11 protein-coding genes are annotated in these 13,779 nt (G+C 62.6%); 7 read left to right on the top strand and 4 right to left on the bottom strand.

Features of this window, described 5'->3' with window-relative positions; genetic code table 11:
- Positions 1-26: 26 nt before the first annotated feature.
- Complete coding sequence (locus ABMA32_RS07165; RefSeq protein WP_349013014.1) at positions 27-713, bottom strand: HAD family hydrolase; 687 nt, start codon at positions 711-713, stop codon at positions 27-29.
- A 148-nt stretch (positions 714-861) separates the two neighbouring features.
- Between ABMA32_RS07165 and ABMA32_RS07160 the strand changes: the two genes are divergently transcribed.
- Positions 862-2,004, top strand: a complete 1,143-nt coding sequence (locus ABMA32_RS07160) for a site-specific DNA-methyltransferase (RefSeq protein WP_349013013.1) — start codon at positions 862-864, stop codon at positions 2,002-2,004.
- Here the strand turns inward: ABMA32_RS07160 and ABMA32_RS07155 are convergent.
- Together ABMA32_RS07155 and mutY are read right to left on the bottom strand one after the other, a co-directional pair.
- The gene (locus ABMA32_RS07155) at positions 2,001-2,612 is read right to left on the bottom strand and encodes an HAD family hydrolase (protein WP_349013012.1); all 612 of its coding nucleotides are present in this window, start codon (positions 2,610-2,612) and stop codon (positions 2,001-2,003) included. The genes ABMA32_RS07160 and ABMA32_RS07155 overlap by 4 nt on opposite strands.
- Positions 2,613-2,622: 10 nt before the next feature.
- Positions 2,623-3,732 carry an A/G-specific adenine glycosylase gene (gene mutY, locus ABMA32_RS07150; protein WP_349013010.1) on the bottom strand — a complete coding sequence of 370 codons (1,110 nt, stop codon included), beginning with the start codon at positions 3,730-3,732 and terminating at the stop codon, positions 2,623-2,625.
- Between the two features lie 45 nt (positions 3,733-3,777).
- On the opposite strand from mutY, the gene ABMA32_RS07145 reads away from it, so the two are divergent.
- The 4 genes from ABMA32_RS07145 (at position 3,778) to ABMA32_RS07130 (ending at position 10,232) form a co-directional block, all read left to right on the top strand.
- Complete coding sequence (locus ABMA32_RS07145; protein ID WP_349013009.1) at positions 3,778-4,284, top strand: DUF721 domain-containing protein; 507 nt, start codon at positions 3,778-3,780, stop codon at positions 4,282-4,284.
- Positions 4,285-4,416: 132 nt separating this feature from the next.
- A complete protein-coding gene (locus ABMA32_RS07140; RefSeq protein ID WP_349013008.1) occupies positions 4,417-5,148 on the top strand; it encodes a DsbA family protein in 732 nt (243 codons plus the stop codon).
- Positions 5,149-5,202: 54 nt separating this feature from the next.
- Positions 5,203-8,661, top strand: coding sequence for a chromosome segregation protein SMC (gene smc, locus ABMA32_RS07135; protein WP_349013007.1), 3,459 nt, complete (start codon positions 5,203-5,205; stop codon positions 8,659-8,661).
- Positions 8,662-8,774: 113 nt separating this feature from the next.
- Entirely contained in the window at positions 8,775-10,232 is a 1,458-nt protein-coding gene (locus tag ABMA32_RS07130) for a DUF2793 domain-containing protein (protein WP_349013006.1), read from the top strand.
- A 96-nt stretch (positions 10,233-10,328) separates the two neighbouring features.
- Here the strand turns inward: ABMA32_RS07130 and ABMA32_RS07125 are convergent, their stop codons facing one another.
- On the bottom strand, positions 10,329-10,919 hold the full coding sequence (locus ABMA32_RS07125) for a hypothetical protein (RefSeq protein ID WP_349013005.1): 591 nt from the start codon (positions 10,917-10,919) through the stop codon (positions 10,329-10,331).
- Between the two features lie 142 nt (positions 10,920-11,061).
- Here ABMA32_RS07125 and thrC point away from each other — a divergent pair, with 142 nt between their 5' ends.
- Entirely contained in the window at positions 11,062-12,459 is a 1,398-nt protein-coding gene (gene thrC, locus ABMA32_RS07120; RefSeq protein WP_349013004.1) for a threonine synthase, read from the top strand.
- Between the two features lie 14 nt (positions 12,460-12,473).
- Positions 12,474-13,766 carry a M16 family metallopeptidase gene (locus ABMA32_RS07115; protein ID WP_349013003.1) on the top strand — a complete coding sequence of 431 codons (1,293 nt, stop codon included), beginning with the start codon at positions 12,474-12,476 and terminating at the stop codon, positions 13,764-13,766.
- The last annotated feature ends 13 nt before the right edge of the window (positions 13,767-13,779 follow it).

Raw genomic sequence — 13,779 nt, 5'->3', positions numbered from 1 at the left:
AGACCAAGAGACGGCGCGGAAGCGAACTAAGCGTCCGACCATTCGGTCAGCGCGGCAAGCACGCCGGGAAAGTCAGCCCAGCGCCGGATCACCGTCTCCGCGCCAGCCTCGGTCAGCACGTCGGCATGTCCCGGATAGCTGTGCGACGCGCCGGTGAAACCGATGACCCGCATGCCCGCCACCTTCGCGCCGGCAATGCCATGGACGGAATCCTCCACCACGAAGGTCTTGGCCGGATCCGCATCGAGCTTCCGCGCAGCGAACAGAAAAACGTCGGGCGCGGGTTTCGGCTTTCCACCCACCACGTCCAGCGACGAGTAGATGTGTTCACCGAACAACGGGCCGAGCCCCGACTTTTCCGCCATGAACCGAACCCGGTCGGCGCGTGAGTTCGAGCAGATAGCGCGCTTCGCGGCCACCGCAGCGACGGCGCTCCGTGCGCCTTCGATTGCCCGGACCTCGGCGCGCAGCCGCTTGTCGACGACTTCCTCGGCCTCGTCGATCAGCGACGCCTTGAGCGGAATGGAGGATACTTCCTCGATCCGCAGCAGGATGTCCTTGAAGGTCAGCCCGGCATAGAGTTCCGACAGTTCCTGGCCGGTGATCTCGTAGCCGGCCTTGGTGATGAGTTCGGCCTCGATGCGCGCCGCGACGAACTCGCTGTCGACGAGCGTTCCGTCGAAGTCGAAAATGACGAGGTCTGGCTGCGGCATGGCGGTCACGCGGTCCTGTTCGGGGAAGCGGCGCGCTTACACCATGCGGCGCGGCATCGCAAATCTCGCGCCGTCATTTCATTAAATCTTTACCGAGAACGGTAACCATAACGGACAGTGAACAGTAACGCGTGTCCCGAGTGTACCCATGTCCGCAGCAATTGCGCTTACCGACGATTCCCTGGCCCCTGCACTGTCTGCGCAACCAGAATGGCTGAACGCGATCCTCAAGGGTGACTGCGTCGCGACGCTCGACCGGCTGCCGGAAAAGTCGGTCGACGTCATCTTCGCCGACCCGCCCTACAATTTGCAGCTCGACGGCGATCTGCACCGGCCCGATCAGTCCAAGGTCGACGCGGTGGACGATCACTGGGACCAGTTCGAAAGCTTCGCCGCCTACGACGCCTTCACCCGCGCCTGGCTGCTCGCCGCGCGGCGCGTGCTGAAGCCCAACGGCACCATCTGGGTGATCGGCTCGTATCACAACATCTTCCGCGTCGGCGCGATCATGCAGGATCTCGGCTTCTGGATCCTCAACGATGTCGTCTGGCGCAAGACCAACCCGATGCCGAATTTCCGGGGCCGCCGGTTCCAGAACGCTCACGAGACCATGATCTGGGCGTCTCGCGACCAGAAGGCCAAGGGCTACACCTTCAACTACGAAGCCATGAAGGCCGCCAACGATGACGTGCAGATGCGCTCCGACTGGCTGTTCCCGATCTGCACCGGCGCGGAGCGGCTGAAGGACGACAACGGCGACAAGCTGCATCCGACACAGAAGCCGGAGGCGCTGCTCGCCCGCATCATGCTTTCCTCCACCAAGCCCGGCGACATCGTGCTCGATCCCTTCTTCGGCTCGGGCACCACCGGCGCTGTGGCAAGGCGTCTCGGCCGCAATTTCGTCGGCATCGAGCGGGAGCAGGCCTACATCGACGCGGCGTCGGAGCGCATCGCTTCTGTCAAGCCGATGGCGGAAGAAGACCTCGCCACGATCTCCGGCAAGCGCGCGGAACCGCGCGTCGCCTTCGTCAGCCTGCTCGACTCCGGCGCGATAAAGCCCGGCTCGACCCTCTATGACGCAAGACGGCGATTTGCCGCCAAGGTCCGCGCCGACGGTACGCTTGCAGTCGGCGACGTTGCGGGCTCAATTCACCGTGTCGGTGCGCAGGTGCAGGGTCTCGACGCCTGCAACGGCTGGACCTTCTGGCACTACGAGCGCAACGGCGGCCTCACCCAGATCGACGAGTTGCGCCGCATCGCGCGGCTCGGAATGGAACGCGCCGGCGCCTAGAACGCCACGCCCAGCCTGCGCAGGTCAGCTTCCAGGGGGCCTGCGCCTGTGAAGAGTACAGCCTGCCAGCCGGCGTCCTGGGCCCCCTTCACGTTCTTCGGGCTGTCGTCGATGAAGAGGCTCGCAGGCGGCGTCAGCCCGAACGTATCGGCGTGCAGGTCGTAGATGGCGCGATCGGGCTTGATCAGCCCGACTTCGCCGGAGACCGTCACGCCGCGCGGCTTCTCCAGGAACGGGAACCTCGCACGCGCCTCGACGAAAGTGTCGGCCGCAAAATTCGTAAGCATCGTGACATCGTGACCAGCGTCGATCAGCCGCTCCATCAGGTCGACGGTGTCGTCATAGGCGTGCGGCACCATCTCGTGCCAGTAGCGGCGAAAATTGCGGATGTTTGCCTCATGCCCGGGATGGATCGCCAGCAGTTCGACCTCTGCCTCTTCCCACCCGCGTCCGCGATCCTGCTCGATGTTCCAGTCCGGCGTGCAGACGTTGTCGAAGAACCACTGCCTCTTCGCCGGGTCCGGGATCAACCGGCTGAACGGAATTTCCGGATCATAGTGGATCAACACCTTTCCGATATCGAACACGATGTGCTGGACTTGCTGCATGCCTATCCTTTCAATATCTGCGTCTGGTGGCGTCGGGGATAGCGGCTTCAATCGCCTTTTTCATGACGGTGGGCAGCGCCTCCTCATGCACGGCCGAAACTGGTGACCACCAATGTCCCGCTGGCGTTTCCGGCGACACGACATCCGCCAGGTAGACATCCAGTTCGAGCACAAAATGCGTGAAAACATGCGAGATGCTGCCCGACCGCCGCCAGTCGGCGGGAAAAGGCGCGCTCGCCTCTGTAAGGTCGCCATCCTGCCGCGCCGTCCAGCCGGTCGTCGGGACCTCGCTCATGCCGCCGAGCAGGCCCTTTTCCGGACGAGTCCGAAGCAGGATCGCACCGTCGTGACGCAGCGCCACGAAGGCGGCCCCGCGCCTTGTCGGCTTTTCCGTCTTGGGCGCTTTGATCGGAAGCAGCTCGGGATCGCCTGTCAGGATCGCCAGGCAGTCGTCTCGCAACGGGCAGAGCATGCAGCGCGGACGTCTCGGCGTGCAGATCGTCGCTCCAAGATCCATCATCGCCTGTGCAAAGTCGCCGGGCCTGTCTGCCGGCACGATGTCGTCGAGCAGAATGCGTATCTCGCCCTTGGCCTCGGGCAAGGGCGTCCGTATCTCGAAGAGCCTCGACATCACCCGCTCGACGTTGCCGTCGATCACCGACGCCTTCTGCCCGAAGGCAATCGCCGCGATGGCTGCGGCTGTGTAGGCGCCGATCCCCGGCAACTCGCGCAAGCCATCCTCGGTGTCGGGAAATATGCCGGCGTACTCAGCAGCGACCAGATCGGCACATTTCTTGAGGTTGCGGGCGCGTGAATAATAACCCAATCCGGCCCAGGCCTTCATGACATCCTCGGGTTCCGCCAAGGCAAGGTCTGTCACGGTCGGCCATTTGTCGAGAAACTTGCCGAAGTACGGCTTCACCGCCTCGACAGTGGTCTGCTGCAGCATGATCTCCGACAGCCAGACCCGATACGGATCGGCCCGTACACCGGTTGCAAAGGCGGATGGCGACACCCGCCACGGAAGCTCGCGATGGTGCGCGTCGTACCAGTCGAGCAGCCGGCCGGCGATGTCGCTAGTACGAACCGTGCCCTTGCGTGATTTTTCTGTCGGTGCCATTTGGTTTCCAGAATAGCCCTTCAGACAACCGGATGCTCGAAGCCCATGGCAGGAAAAGGGCCTGACCGCAACGCTGTGGCGGTAAGCGATCTCGCCACCGCTATCCTCGATCCCGTGCTGCGCAGGCGCGCCGGGATATCCATCGGGCTCGTCCAGTCTTGGGAGGACATCGTCGGAGCCCGGCTTGCAGCTACGTCGCGGCCAGAGAAAATCCAGTGGCCGCGCCGCCTTCAGGACGACGACCCGTTCGAACCGGCGGTCTTGGTCATTGCCTGCGAAGGCATTTCCGCGCTGCATATCCAGCACGAAACCGGCGAGATCATATCGAGGGTAAACGCCTTCCTCGGATTTTCCGCGATCGGTCGGATCAGGATCGTCCAAAAGCCAATTCGGACGTCCGACTCCCGCAAAAGGCGGCAGTTGCGTGCGCTTGCCCCGGAGGAAAGCGGCCGCCTAGCCCGTGTCGTCGATGGAGTGGACGACGAAGGCCTGCGCAAGTCCCTTGAGAGGCTAGGGGCGAGTGTTATGGCCTCCAAGCCGCGCAAAAGCTGAATTGGCCTCTCACGAACGTGATTGTGGCCACAATTTTGCCGATTGGATTGGAGATCGGGAAGCCCTAATGCGTGCTGAAGCTCGCTTCTTGAGCCAAGGCGTTACAACATCCTAGCAAATCAGGTGATTCGCATGACACGCTCGCTGCATCGCAGGACCGTCCTTACTCTGCTTGCCGTTTCAGGCGCGGCTCTTGCCGCGGGCTGCAGCGACTCCAGTCAAGCCAGCGCGGAAACGCCCGCCGAACCGGCAACTCCTGCAACAGAGACGTCCCCTGCCGCAGCGCCCGCCGCAGCCGTGGAAGCTCCTGCCTCGGCAGGAAGCGTCGACATGGCGAAGCTGCTAGAACCCGGCGCACTGCCGGACATCGTGCTCGGCAAGGCCGACGCGCCGGTCACCATCGTCGAATATGCGTCGATGACCTGCCCGCACTGCGCGCATTTCCACGAAACAACCCTGCCGGAACTGAAGACAAAGTACATCGACACCGGCAAGGCGCGGCTGATCCTGCGCGAATTTCCGTTCGATCCCCGCGCGGAGGCAGGTTTCATGCTGGCGCGGTGCTCCAAGGACAATTATTACGCAATGGTCGATGTGCTGTTCAAGCAACAGCGCAACTGGGCTTCTGTGGAGAACGCCAAGGACGCCCTGCTCCAGATTTCCCGTCTTGCCGGTTTTTCACAGGAGTCCTTCGAGGCGTGCTTGACGGACCAGAAGCTTCTGGACGATGTGAGAGCTGTGCAAAAGCGCGGCGCGGAGGAATTCAAGGTCGACTCCACCCCGACCTTTTTCATCAACGGGAATACCTACAAAGGGGCCCTTACAATTGAGGAAATGTCGGCGATCATCGACGGCATGCTCTGACGCCCGGATCGAGCGCGAAGGGGCGGGCTTCTGCTCGCCTTCAGGTCCGCGAGGATGAAGTTTTCCCGCCTTCGCCTTCTCGGTTTCAAATCCTTCGTCGAACCGGGCGAATTCGTCATCGAGCGTGGCCTGACGGGTATCGTCGGGCCCAATGGCTGCGGCAAGTCCAACCTTGTCGAAGCCTTGCGCTGGGTCATGGGCGAAAGCTCATACAAGAACATGCGCGCGTCCGGCATGGACGATGTGATCTTCTCCGGTTCGGGGACGCGACCGGCGCGTAATACGGCGGAAGTCACGCTTTTCCTCGACAATGTCGACCGGACAGCGCCAGCCGCCTTCAACGACGCCGACGAACTCCAGGTCTCGCGCCGGATCGAGCGAGAAGCAGGCTCGGTCTATCGCATCAACGGCAAGGAAGCGCGGGCCAAGGACGTCCAGCTTCTCTTTGCGGACCAATCCACCGGCGCGCGTTCTCCGTCCATGGTCGGACAGGGCCGCATTGGCGAACTGATCCAGGCAAAGCCTCAGGCGCGTCGTGCACTGCTCGAAGAAGCCGCCGGCATTTCGGGCCTACACACTCGCCGCCACGAGGCGGAACTTCGCTTGCGGGCAGCAGAGCAGAACCTAGAACGTCTCGATGACGTGGTCGGCGAACTCGAGGGCCAGATCGAGAACCTGAAGCGTCAGGCCCGACAGGCCTCGCGTTTCAAGAACTTGTCGGCCGACATCCGCAAAGCCGAGGCGACTTTGCTGCACGTGCGCTGGACATTGGCCAAGGCAGCGGAGGCCGAGGCGCAGTCGGCGCTTTCGGCCGCAACATCCGTCGTTGGCGAACGCGCGAGCGCGCAGATGGAAGCCGCCAAGGAACAGGCAATCGGCGCACACAAGATGCCGGAATTGCGCGACGCCGAGGCCGCCGCCGCCGCTGCCTATCAACGTCTCTCCATCGCAAAGGCGCAGATCGAGGAAGAGGCAGCGCGTATCGAGCGCCGCCGCAGCGAACTTGCCCGCCGTCTGGAACAGCTTAACGCGGATATGGCCCGCGAGGAGCAGATGGTCCGCGACAACGCGGATGTGCTCCAGCGGCTCAATGCCGAAGAAGCGACCCTGAACGACGAAAATGCCTCGTCGGTTGAGCGGGAAACGTCGACACGCGCCGCCTTTGAGGCTGCTTCGTCGGCGCTGACGCTTTCCGAAGCAGCTTTGACCAAGCTGCAGGCCGAACGCGCCGAGGTTGCCGCCGCCCGCAATCAGATCGAACGGTCGCTGCGGGAAACGGCCGAGCGCCGCGAGCGGCTTGAGCGGCAGCAGGCCACGCTCGACCGCGAGGCTGAGGAGATCGCCCAGCGGATCGCCGGCCTTCCCGACCCGGTCGAAAAGAAGCAGATTGCCGACGAAGCGCAGGTAAAGCTCGAGAGCGCCGAAGCCGCCACGACCGCGTCGGAAAAGGCGGTTGCCGAGGCTCGTGCCACGGAAAGTGCTGCCCGCCCGCCGTTGCAGGAAGCCCGCGCAGAACTCGCCCGCATTGAGACCGAAGCGCGGACACTAGCCAAGATCATCAACGCGGTTTCCGGCGATCTTTTCCCCGCTGTGCTCGAACAGATCACTGTTCAGCGCGGCTATGAAGCCGCCCTAGGCGCTGCGCTCGGCGACGACCTCGATGCCGCTCTTGATCCCGGCGCGCCGGCGCATTGGGCGGACATAGCGGTCGCGGGGTCGGACCCCGACTTGCCCCAAGGCGTGCGCAGCCTCGCCAGCGTCGTCAAGGGTCCGCATCAGCTTGCCCGGCGCCTTGCACAGATTGGCATCGTCGAAAGCGCCGATGGAAGCAGACTGCAGACCTTGCTCAAGACCGGCCAGCGACTTGTGACCAAGGATGGAGCGCTTTGGCGTTGGGACGGCTTTACCGCCAGCGCCGATGCGCCAACCGCCGCCGCGCAACGGCTGGCCCAGAAGAACCGGCTCGCCGAACTCGACGCCGAAATGGTCGTTGCCACGCAGAAGGTGCGGGCAGCAGAGGCGGCAATGGCCGCTGCCGAAAACACCGTGCGCGAACGTGCCGCTGCCGAAGCTGCCGCCCGGCAGGCCTGGCGTGATGCGCAGCGTGCACTGGGCGAGGCTCGGGACACGCTGGCGCGGGCGGAAAAGGCGGCCGGCGAGTTTGCCGCGCGGCGTCAGTCCCTTGTGGAATCGCGTGCGCGCATTGCCGAGGATGTAGCAGAAGCGGTCAACGCGATGGCGCAAGCCGAGGCACGGCTCGCCGAAGCACCGGACCTCGGCAATCTTGGCGAACGGCTGGAGGTCCTTGCCGCAACGGTGAATCGCGATCGCGGTATTCTGGCCGACGCGCGCGCCATACATGAAGGGCTGAAGCGCGAGGCAGAGGCCCGTACCAGACGGCTGGCCGCGATTGCGACCGAGCGCAACACCTGGATGCAACGCGCGGCCAATGCGGACCAGCAGATCGCATCGCTGGCGGAACGCCGTCTGGAAACCGCGACCGAGTTGCAGGGTCTTGAGGACGCTCCGGACGAAATCGACGCCAAGCGACGTGCCCTGCTCGGCGAATTGTCGAAGGCAGAGACGCTGCGCAAGGAGGCCGCCGACCGCCTTCAGGAAGCCGAAAATAGGCAGGCAGTCCTCGACAAGGCGGCGATCGCGGCCGTCCAGCAGCTTTCGGAATCGCGTGAAGGCCGGGTACGCGCGGAAGAGCGCCTGAACGCCGCCGACGAGCGCCGGAAGGAAGCTGAGGCGCGCATCCTGGAAGTCCTGAACACGCCGCCGCATCTGGCGCTCCGCCAGGCCGAACTCGATCCCGACGCGCCGTTGCCTGACGCCTCCGAAGTGGAAAAGCGCCTGGAGTGGCTGAAGGTCGAACGCGAACGGCTTGGTGCGGTAAACCTGCGCGCGGAAGAAGAGCAGCGCGAGCTTTCCGAACGCCATGAAACGATCGTCACTGAGCGCGAGGACGTGATCGAGGCGATCCGCAAGCTGCGCCAGGCGATCCAGAGCCTCAATCGAGAGGGCCGCGAGCGCCTGCTCGCCGCCTTCGAGGTGGTCAACAACCATTTCAAGCGGCTGTTCACGCATCTCTTCGGCGGCGGCACCGCAGAACTGCAACTCATCGAGTCCGAGGATCCGCTGGAAGCCGGACTGGAAATCCTGGCCCGCCCGCCCGGCAAGAAGCCGCAGACGATGACCCTCCTGTCAGGTGGCGAGCAGGCGTTGACGGCGATGGCGCTCATCTTCGCGGTGTTCCTGACAAACCCCGCGCCGATCTGCGTGCTTGATGAGGTCGATGCGCCGCTCGACGACCACAATGTCGAGCGCTTCTGCAACCTGATGGACGAGATGGCCGCCTCGACCGAGACGCGCTTCGTCGTCATCACTCACAACCCGATCACCATGGCGCGCATGAACCGGCTGTTCGGCGTCACCATGGCCGAGCAGGGCGTGAGCCAGCTTGTTTCGGTGAACCTGGAAGCCGCCGAACGCATGCGCGAGGCAAGCTGAGCCGCGCAACTTTGGGGCTTCGGACCGCACGATCCGAAATAATTCGTGGAAGTTTATCCACGTCATCCTGACCGCAATTACCCTTGGCTAGCTACTGACCTGAAGGAGCAGCCATGGAAAACAGTGCAAACCTTGAACTTCCCTACATCATGCCGTCGCAGGCGCAGAAGCATGTGACGCACAACGAGGCGATCCGAAAGCTGGACGCGCTTGTCCAACTGTCCGTCCTCGACCGTGACCTCACGACGCCACCTGCTTCGCCAACGGACGGCGACCGCTATCTGGTTGCGGCGGACGGAACCGGCGCATGGGCCGGCAAGGATGGAAAGATCGCCGCATGGCAGGATGGCGCGTGGGCGTTTCTGGCTCCAAAGGCCGGCTGGATGCTTTGGCTGGAAGACGACCGCGATCTACTGGCGTTCGATGGAGACGACTGGGGCGATGCGATAGCCGACAGCCTGAACCCGGCCACGCTTATTGGCGTCAATGCGACGGCCGACTTGACATCAAGGCTGACGGTAAAAAGCCCGGCCACGCTTTTCGACGAAGAAGACGGCGACCACAGGCTCAAGATCAACAAGGCTGAGCCGACGGACACCGCGTCACTGCTGTTTCAGACCGGCTATTCCGGCCACGCGGAAATCGGACTCGGTGGCGATGATGACCTGCATATCAAGGTCTCGGCCGACGGGGATACATGGACCGAAGCGCTGAAGGTCGACAGGGAAACCGGGGCCGTCAACCTGCCCGCCGGCTTGCCGCTTGGAAACGACGACCAGATCGCAACACGCAAGCACATCCGCGATCGCCTGACGGCCAACCGGACTTACTACGTCCGGGCGGATGGCTCCGACAGCAACGACGGGCTGGCCGACGACGCGGGCGGTGCATTCCTGACCATCGGACGCGCCAACCAGGCGATCGGCCAGATCGACTTCAACGGCTACGCCGTTACCATAGACCTCGGTGCAGGGACCTTCGCCGAACAGGTCGACGTGCCTGTCGTCGTCGGCCTGACGACCTACCATTATCTGGTCTACAGCGGTGCGGGCGACACCACGATCATCACCGCAGACCTTGGATACCAAGGAACAGTACAGGCGCGCCTCGGAGCCGGCGCGGTGCTGCAAAACTGCAAGATCGCCAATCCCAACGTCAACGGCTATGGATGCCTGTCGCTCCAGCGCGGGTGGCTCCGCATCGGGGCCGGCATCACCTTCGGCAGTTGCGGCGGCTCCTGTATCACGGTCCAGGGATCGGGATCTTACGTGCTATCGGACGCCGACTTCACGCTGGATGCAGATATTGGCGCTCTTATCCGTGCCATCGATCAAGGTGGCATGCAGATCTTCGGCAACACGATCGCGATGGGCACACGCACCGTCGCGACCACGATCGAGGCCAGAAATCTTGGCTTCGTGGAAGTGAACAGCGTCACGTTCACCGGCACGGTGACCGGGAAGAGATACGATGTCGGCAACAACGCGCTAATAAACACCAACGGTGCTGGCGCTTCCTACATCCCGGGAACTGTTGCCGGTGATGCATGGAACGGCGGCGTCTACGCGTAGCTGCAACGCTCGCAGCCCGGACGATTGCATGCCGGGCTTGCAGGATGAACCTGAACAGGGGTCGCCTTATTGGCGACGCCTGTCTGGCGCAGGCCGCTAGAAAAGCTCTTCTGACTTCTTTTTCGCGGGCCCGGTGTCAAAACCGGCAAAAACCTGAAGCGAGTTGTCTGTGGGAATGGGTACGACCACGTTCTGGTCGTTGAAGAGGAACTGCTGTGCCTGGTTTCCGGATAAAGCTACCTGTTGGTTGAACGTCTGCGAATACAGCACCGTTCCGCCAGCCTGAATCACGGTAACCTTGATGGGCAACGTGACAGTACCGGGGGCACCTGCAGGGCCTGGTACCACGCGTCCGGCAACTGCGACCTTCATGGCAAGCATGCCCGTCTGGCGGCTGCAGCTGCGCGTCGAATCCGAGATAGACGCCTGATATGTCAACTTGGCCGGGTCGCCTTCCCCCCCCTTGGCATAGCGATTGATGGCCCCGTCAGCTTCTTTCACGATCACACGCGGGCAGTAGGCGAGAAGCTCGCTTGCCAGAATCTTGTCTTCCTGGGGCTTTTCTTCCTTGGCCCCACCGCCAAAGCCGAGCATTCCCCCGCTGTTCCCGTCGCCAGACTGACAACCCGCGACGGCGAGAACGCAGCCAGCGACCGCAAGAACCGGCAAAAAACGACCCTTCGACAACCGAAAACTCCACTTCCCTCTCGCAAAGCCGCTGCTCTATAGCAACCAAAGGGCAAAAATGCGACTGACGAAACACCGTGCACAAGCACGATTATTAACGAACGGCCGATAGGCCGGAACGAAAAGACCGGGCAGGAACGTAATGCAATACATCAGCACACGGGGAGAAGCACCTACACTTGGCTTCTCCGACGCCGTACTTGCGGGCCTCGCGCGCGACGGCGGGCTATACCTGCCCGAGACCTGGCCTGCGTTCAGCAGTGCCGAGATCCGCGCCATGCGCGGACTGTCGTACCCCGAGCTTGCAGTCAGGGTACTGACCCCGTTCCTCGGCGGCGAAATCCCCACGTACGTCTTCGAAAAACTGGCTCGCGAAGCCTATGCCACATTCCGGCACGAAGCCGTCTGCCCCATAGTGCAACTCGCCCCGAACACTTTCGTCCTTGAACTTTTCCACGGTCCGACCCTGGCTTTCAAGGATGTCGCGATGCAACTTCTGGCCAGGGTGATGGACCACGTCCTCGCCGAACGCGGTCAGCGCGCGACGATCGTTGGCGCGACCTCGGGCGATACAGGAGGCGCTGCAATCGAGGCCTTCGCCGGCCGCGAGCGCACGGATGTCTTCATCATGTATCCGCATGGCAAGGTTTCGCCCGTACAGCGACGGCAGATGACGACGCCGACTGCTTCGAATGTCCATGCGCTCGCCGTGGAAGGCAACTTCGATGATTGCCAGGGCCTCGTGAAGGACATGTTCAATGATCATGCCTTTCGCGATCGCGTAGGCCTGTCCGGTGTGAACTCGATAAACTGGGCCCGGATCATGGCCCAGATCGTCTACTATTTCTCCTCGGCGCTCTGCCTCGGAAGTCCGGACCGCCCTGTGTCATTTACCGTACCAACCGGCAATTTCGGCGACGTTTTCGCGGGTTACGCGTCAAAGCGCATGGGTCTCCCGATCGAACGGCTAACCATTGCGACCAACGACAACGACATATTGTTCCGTACGCTGGAAAGCAGCGAATACCGCATGAAGGGCGTGGTCGAGACTACCTCGCCTTCCATGGACATCCAGATTTCCTCGAACTTCGAGCGCCTTCTGTTCGAGGCGAGCGGCCGCGATGCTGCCGCCGTGCGCCGATACATGGACGGGCTCAAGCAGTCCGGGTCTTTCACGATCGAGCCGCAAGCTTTGGCGGGCATCCTGGCCGAGTTCGACGCGGGCCGGACCACGATGGCCGAGGCAGCCGAGACCATTCGGACAACGTTGAAGGCCAACGGCTACCTCCTCGACCCGCATACGGCGACCGCGGTCCACGTAGCCAAGGAAAAGGCGGTTCGGGAAACGCCGATGGTCGTGCTCGCGACTGCGCATCCGGCAAAATTCCCGGCCGCGGTGGAGGCCGCTTGCGGCGTGACGCCTGCCCTGCCCGACTGGCTGGCTGGAATGATGGACGCAGAGGAACGATTTACGGTACTTCCATCCGACCTAAAAATGGTGGAAGATTGCATAAGCCGCCGCGCAAGAGCGACGCGTTAGGGAGTTAAGTCCATATGGGCGTTGAGGTAAGCCGTCTGTCGAACGGCCTGACAGTCGCAACCGAAACCCTTCCCAGCACAGAATCCGTTGCCCTAGGCGTTTGGGTCAAGTCCGGCGCTCGCAATGAACGCGAAGACGAGCACGGCATGGCCCATCTGCTCGAGCACATGGCTTTCAAGGGCACCTCGCGCCGCAGCGCCTTCCAGATTGCTTCCGAGATCGAAAATGTCGGCGGCGAGATCAACGCCGCGACCAGCGTCGAGACGACGTCGTATTACGCCCGGGTGCTTTCCGACGACGTTCCGCTGGCGATTGATATCCTCGCCGACATCCTGACCGACTCCAAATTCGACCCGTCGGAACTAGAGCGTGAGCAGCATGTCATCCTGCAGGAAATCGGCGCTGCACACGATACGCCGGACGATATCGTTTTCGACAAGTTCACCGAAACGGCTTACCGGCACCAGACGATCGGCCGTTCCATTCTCGGCACCCCGGAAACGGTAAAATCCTTCACCTCACGGCAGATCCACGATTTCATCAACCGGCAATACGGCGCCGAGCGCATGGTGGTGGTGGCCGCCGGAGACATCCAGCACGACGTTTTCGTTCGTGAGGTCGAAAAGCGCCTCGGGTCGTTCCGCGAGAAGGCGGACAGTACCGTACCCACCTATGCACAATATATCGGAGGCGATTTCCGTGAAAATCGCGACCTCATGGACGCGCAGATCATCCTCGGATTCGAGGGACGCGCATACCATGTGCGCGACTTCTACGCTTCTCAGGTTCTGTCGATGATCCTCGGCGGCGGCATGTCTTCGCGTCTTTTCCAGGAGGTTCGGGAAAAGCGCGGTCTCTGCTATTCTGTCTATGCCTTTCACTGGGGTTTCTCGGACACCGGTATCTTCGGCGTCCATTCGGCAACCGGCCAGAGCGATATCGCCAAGCTGATCCCGGTCATCGTCGACGAACTGCAAAAGGCCGGTGAGAGCATTGCACAGGACGAACTTGATAGAGCCCGCGCCCAGTATCGCGCAGGTCTCATTATGTCGGGCGAGAGCGCGTCCAGCAGGGCCTCGCAGATCGCACGCCAGCTTCTCCTTTTCGGAAGGCCTATTACCAAGGACGAATTGATGGAACGGCTTTCCGCGCTGACCGTGGAACGGCTGCGCGACCTGTCTGCACGACTCTTTTCCACCATTCCGACGATTGCCGCAGTCGGTCCGGTCGCTAAGCTGGCGACTTACGAAGCGATCCGCGACTCGCTTCCCGGGCAGGATATGGGCATGCGTCGCCGGGCCGTCTGACGCGGAAGCAGCC

Origin of the sequence: Mesorhizobium quangtriensis, assembly GCF_040081925.1 — a bacterium.
GTDB lineage: Bacteria > Pseudomonadota > Alphaproteobacteria > Rhizobiales > Rhizobiaceae > Mesorhizobium_K > Mesorhizobium_K quangtriensis.
This window is presented reverse-complemented; position numbering and strand designations above follow the sequence as displayed.

Coding starts and splice junctions, on each gene's coding strand:
- ABMA32_RS07130 (WP_349013006.1), top strand. CDS start 8,775: ATGGAAAACAGTGCAAACCTTGAACTTCCCTACATCATGCCGTCGCAG.
- thrC (WP_349013004.1), top strand. CDS start 11,062: ATGCAATACATCAGCACACGGGGAGAAGCACCTACACTTGGCTTCTCC.
- mutY (WP_349013010.1), bottom strand. CDS start 3,732: ATGGCACCGACAGAAAAATCACGCAAGGGCACGGTTCGTACTAGCGAC.
- ABMA32_RS07160 (WP_349013013.1), top strand. CDS start 862: ATGTCCGCAGCAATTGCGCTTACCGACGATTCCCTGGCCCCTGCACTG.
- ABMA32_RS07115 (WP_349013003.1), top strand. CDS start 12,474: ATGGGCGTTGAGGTAAGCCGTCTGTCGAACGGCCTGACAGTCGCAACC.
- ABMA32_RS07140 (WP_349013008.1), top strand. CDS start 4,417: ATGACACGCTCGCTGCATCGCAGGACCGTCCTTACTCTGCTTGCCGTT.
- ABMA32_RS07165 (WP_349013014.1), bottom strand. CDS start 713: ATGCCGCAGCCAGACCTCGTCATTTTCGACTTCGACGGAACGCTCGTC.
- ABMA32_RS07155 (WP_349013012.1), bottom strand. CDS start 2,612: ATGCAGCAAGTCCAGCACATCGTGTTCGATATCGGAAAGGTGTTGATC.
- ABMA32_RS07145 (WP_349013009.1), top strand. CDS start 3,778: ATGGCAGGAAAAGGGCCTGACCGCAACGCTGTGGCGGTAAGCGATCTC.
- smc (WP_349013007.1), top strand. CDS start 5,203: ATGAAGTTTTCCCGCCTTCGCCTTCTCGGTTTCAAATCCTTCGTCGAA.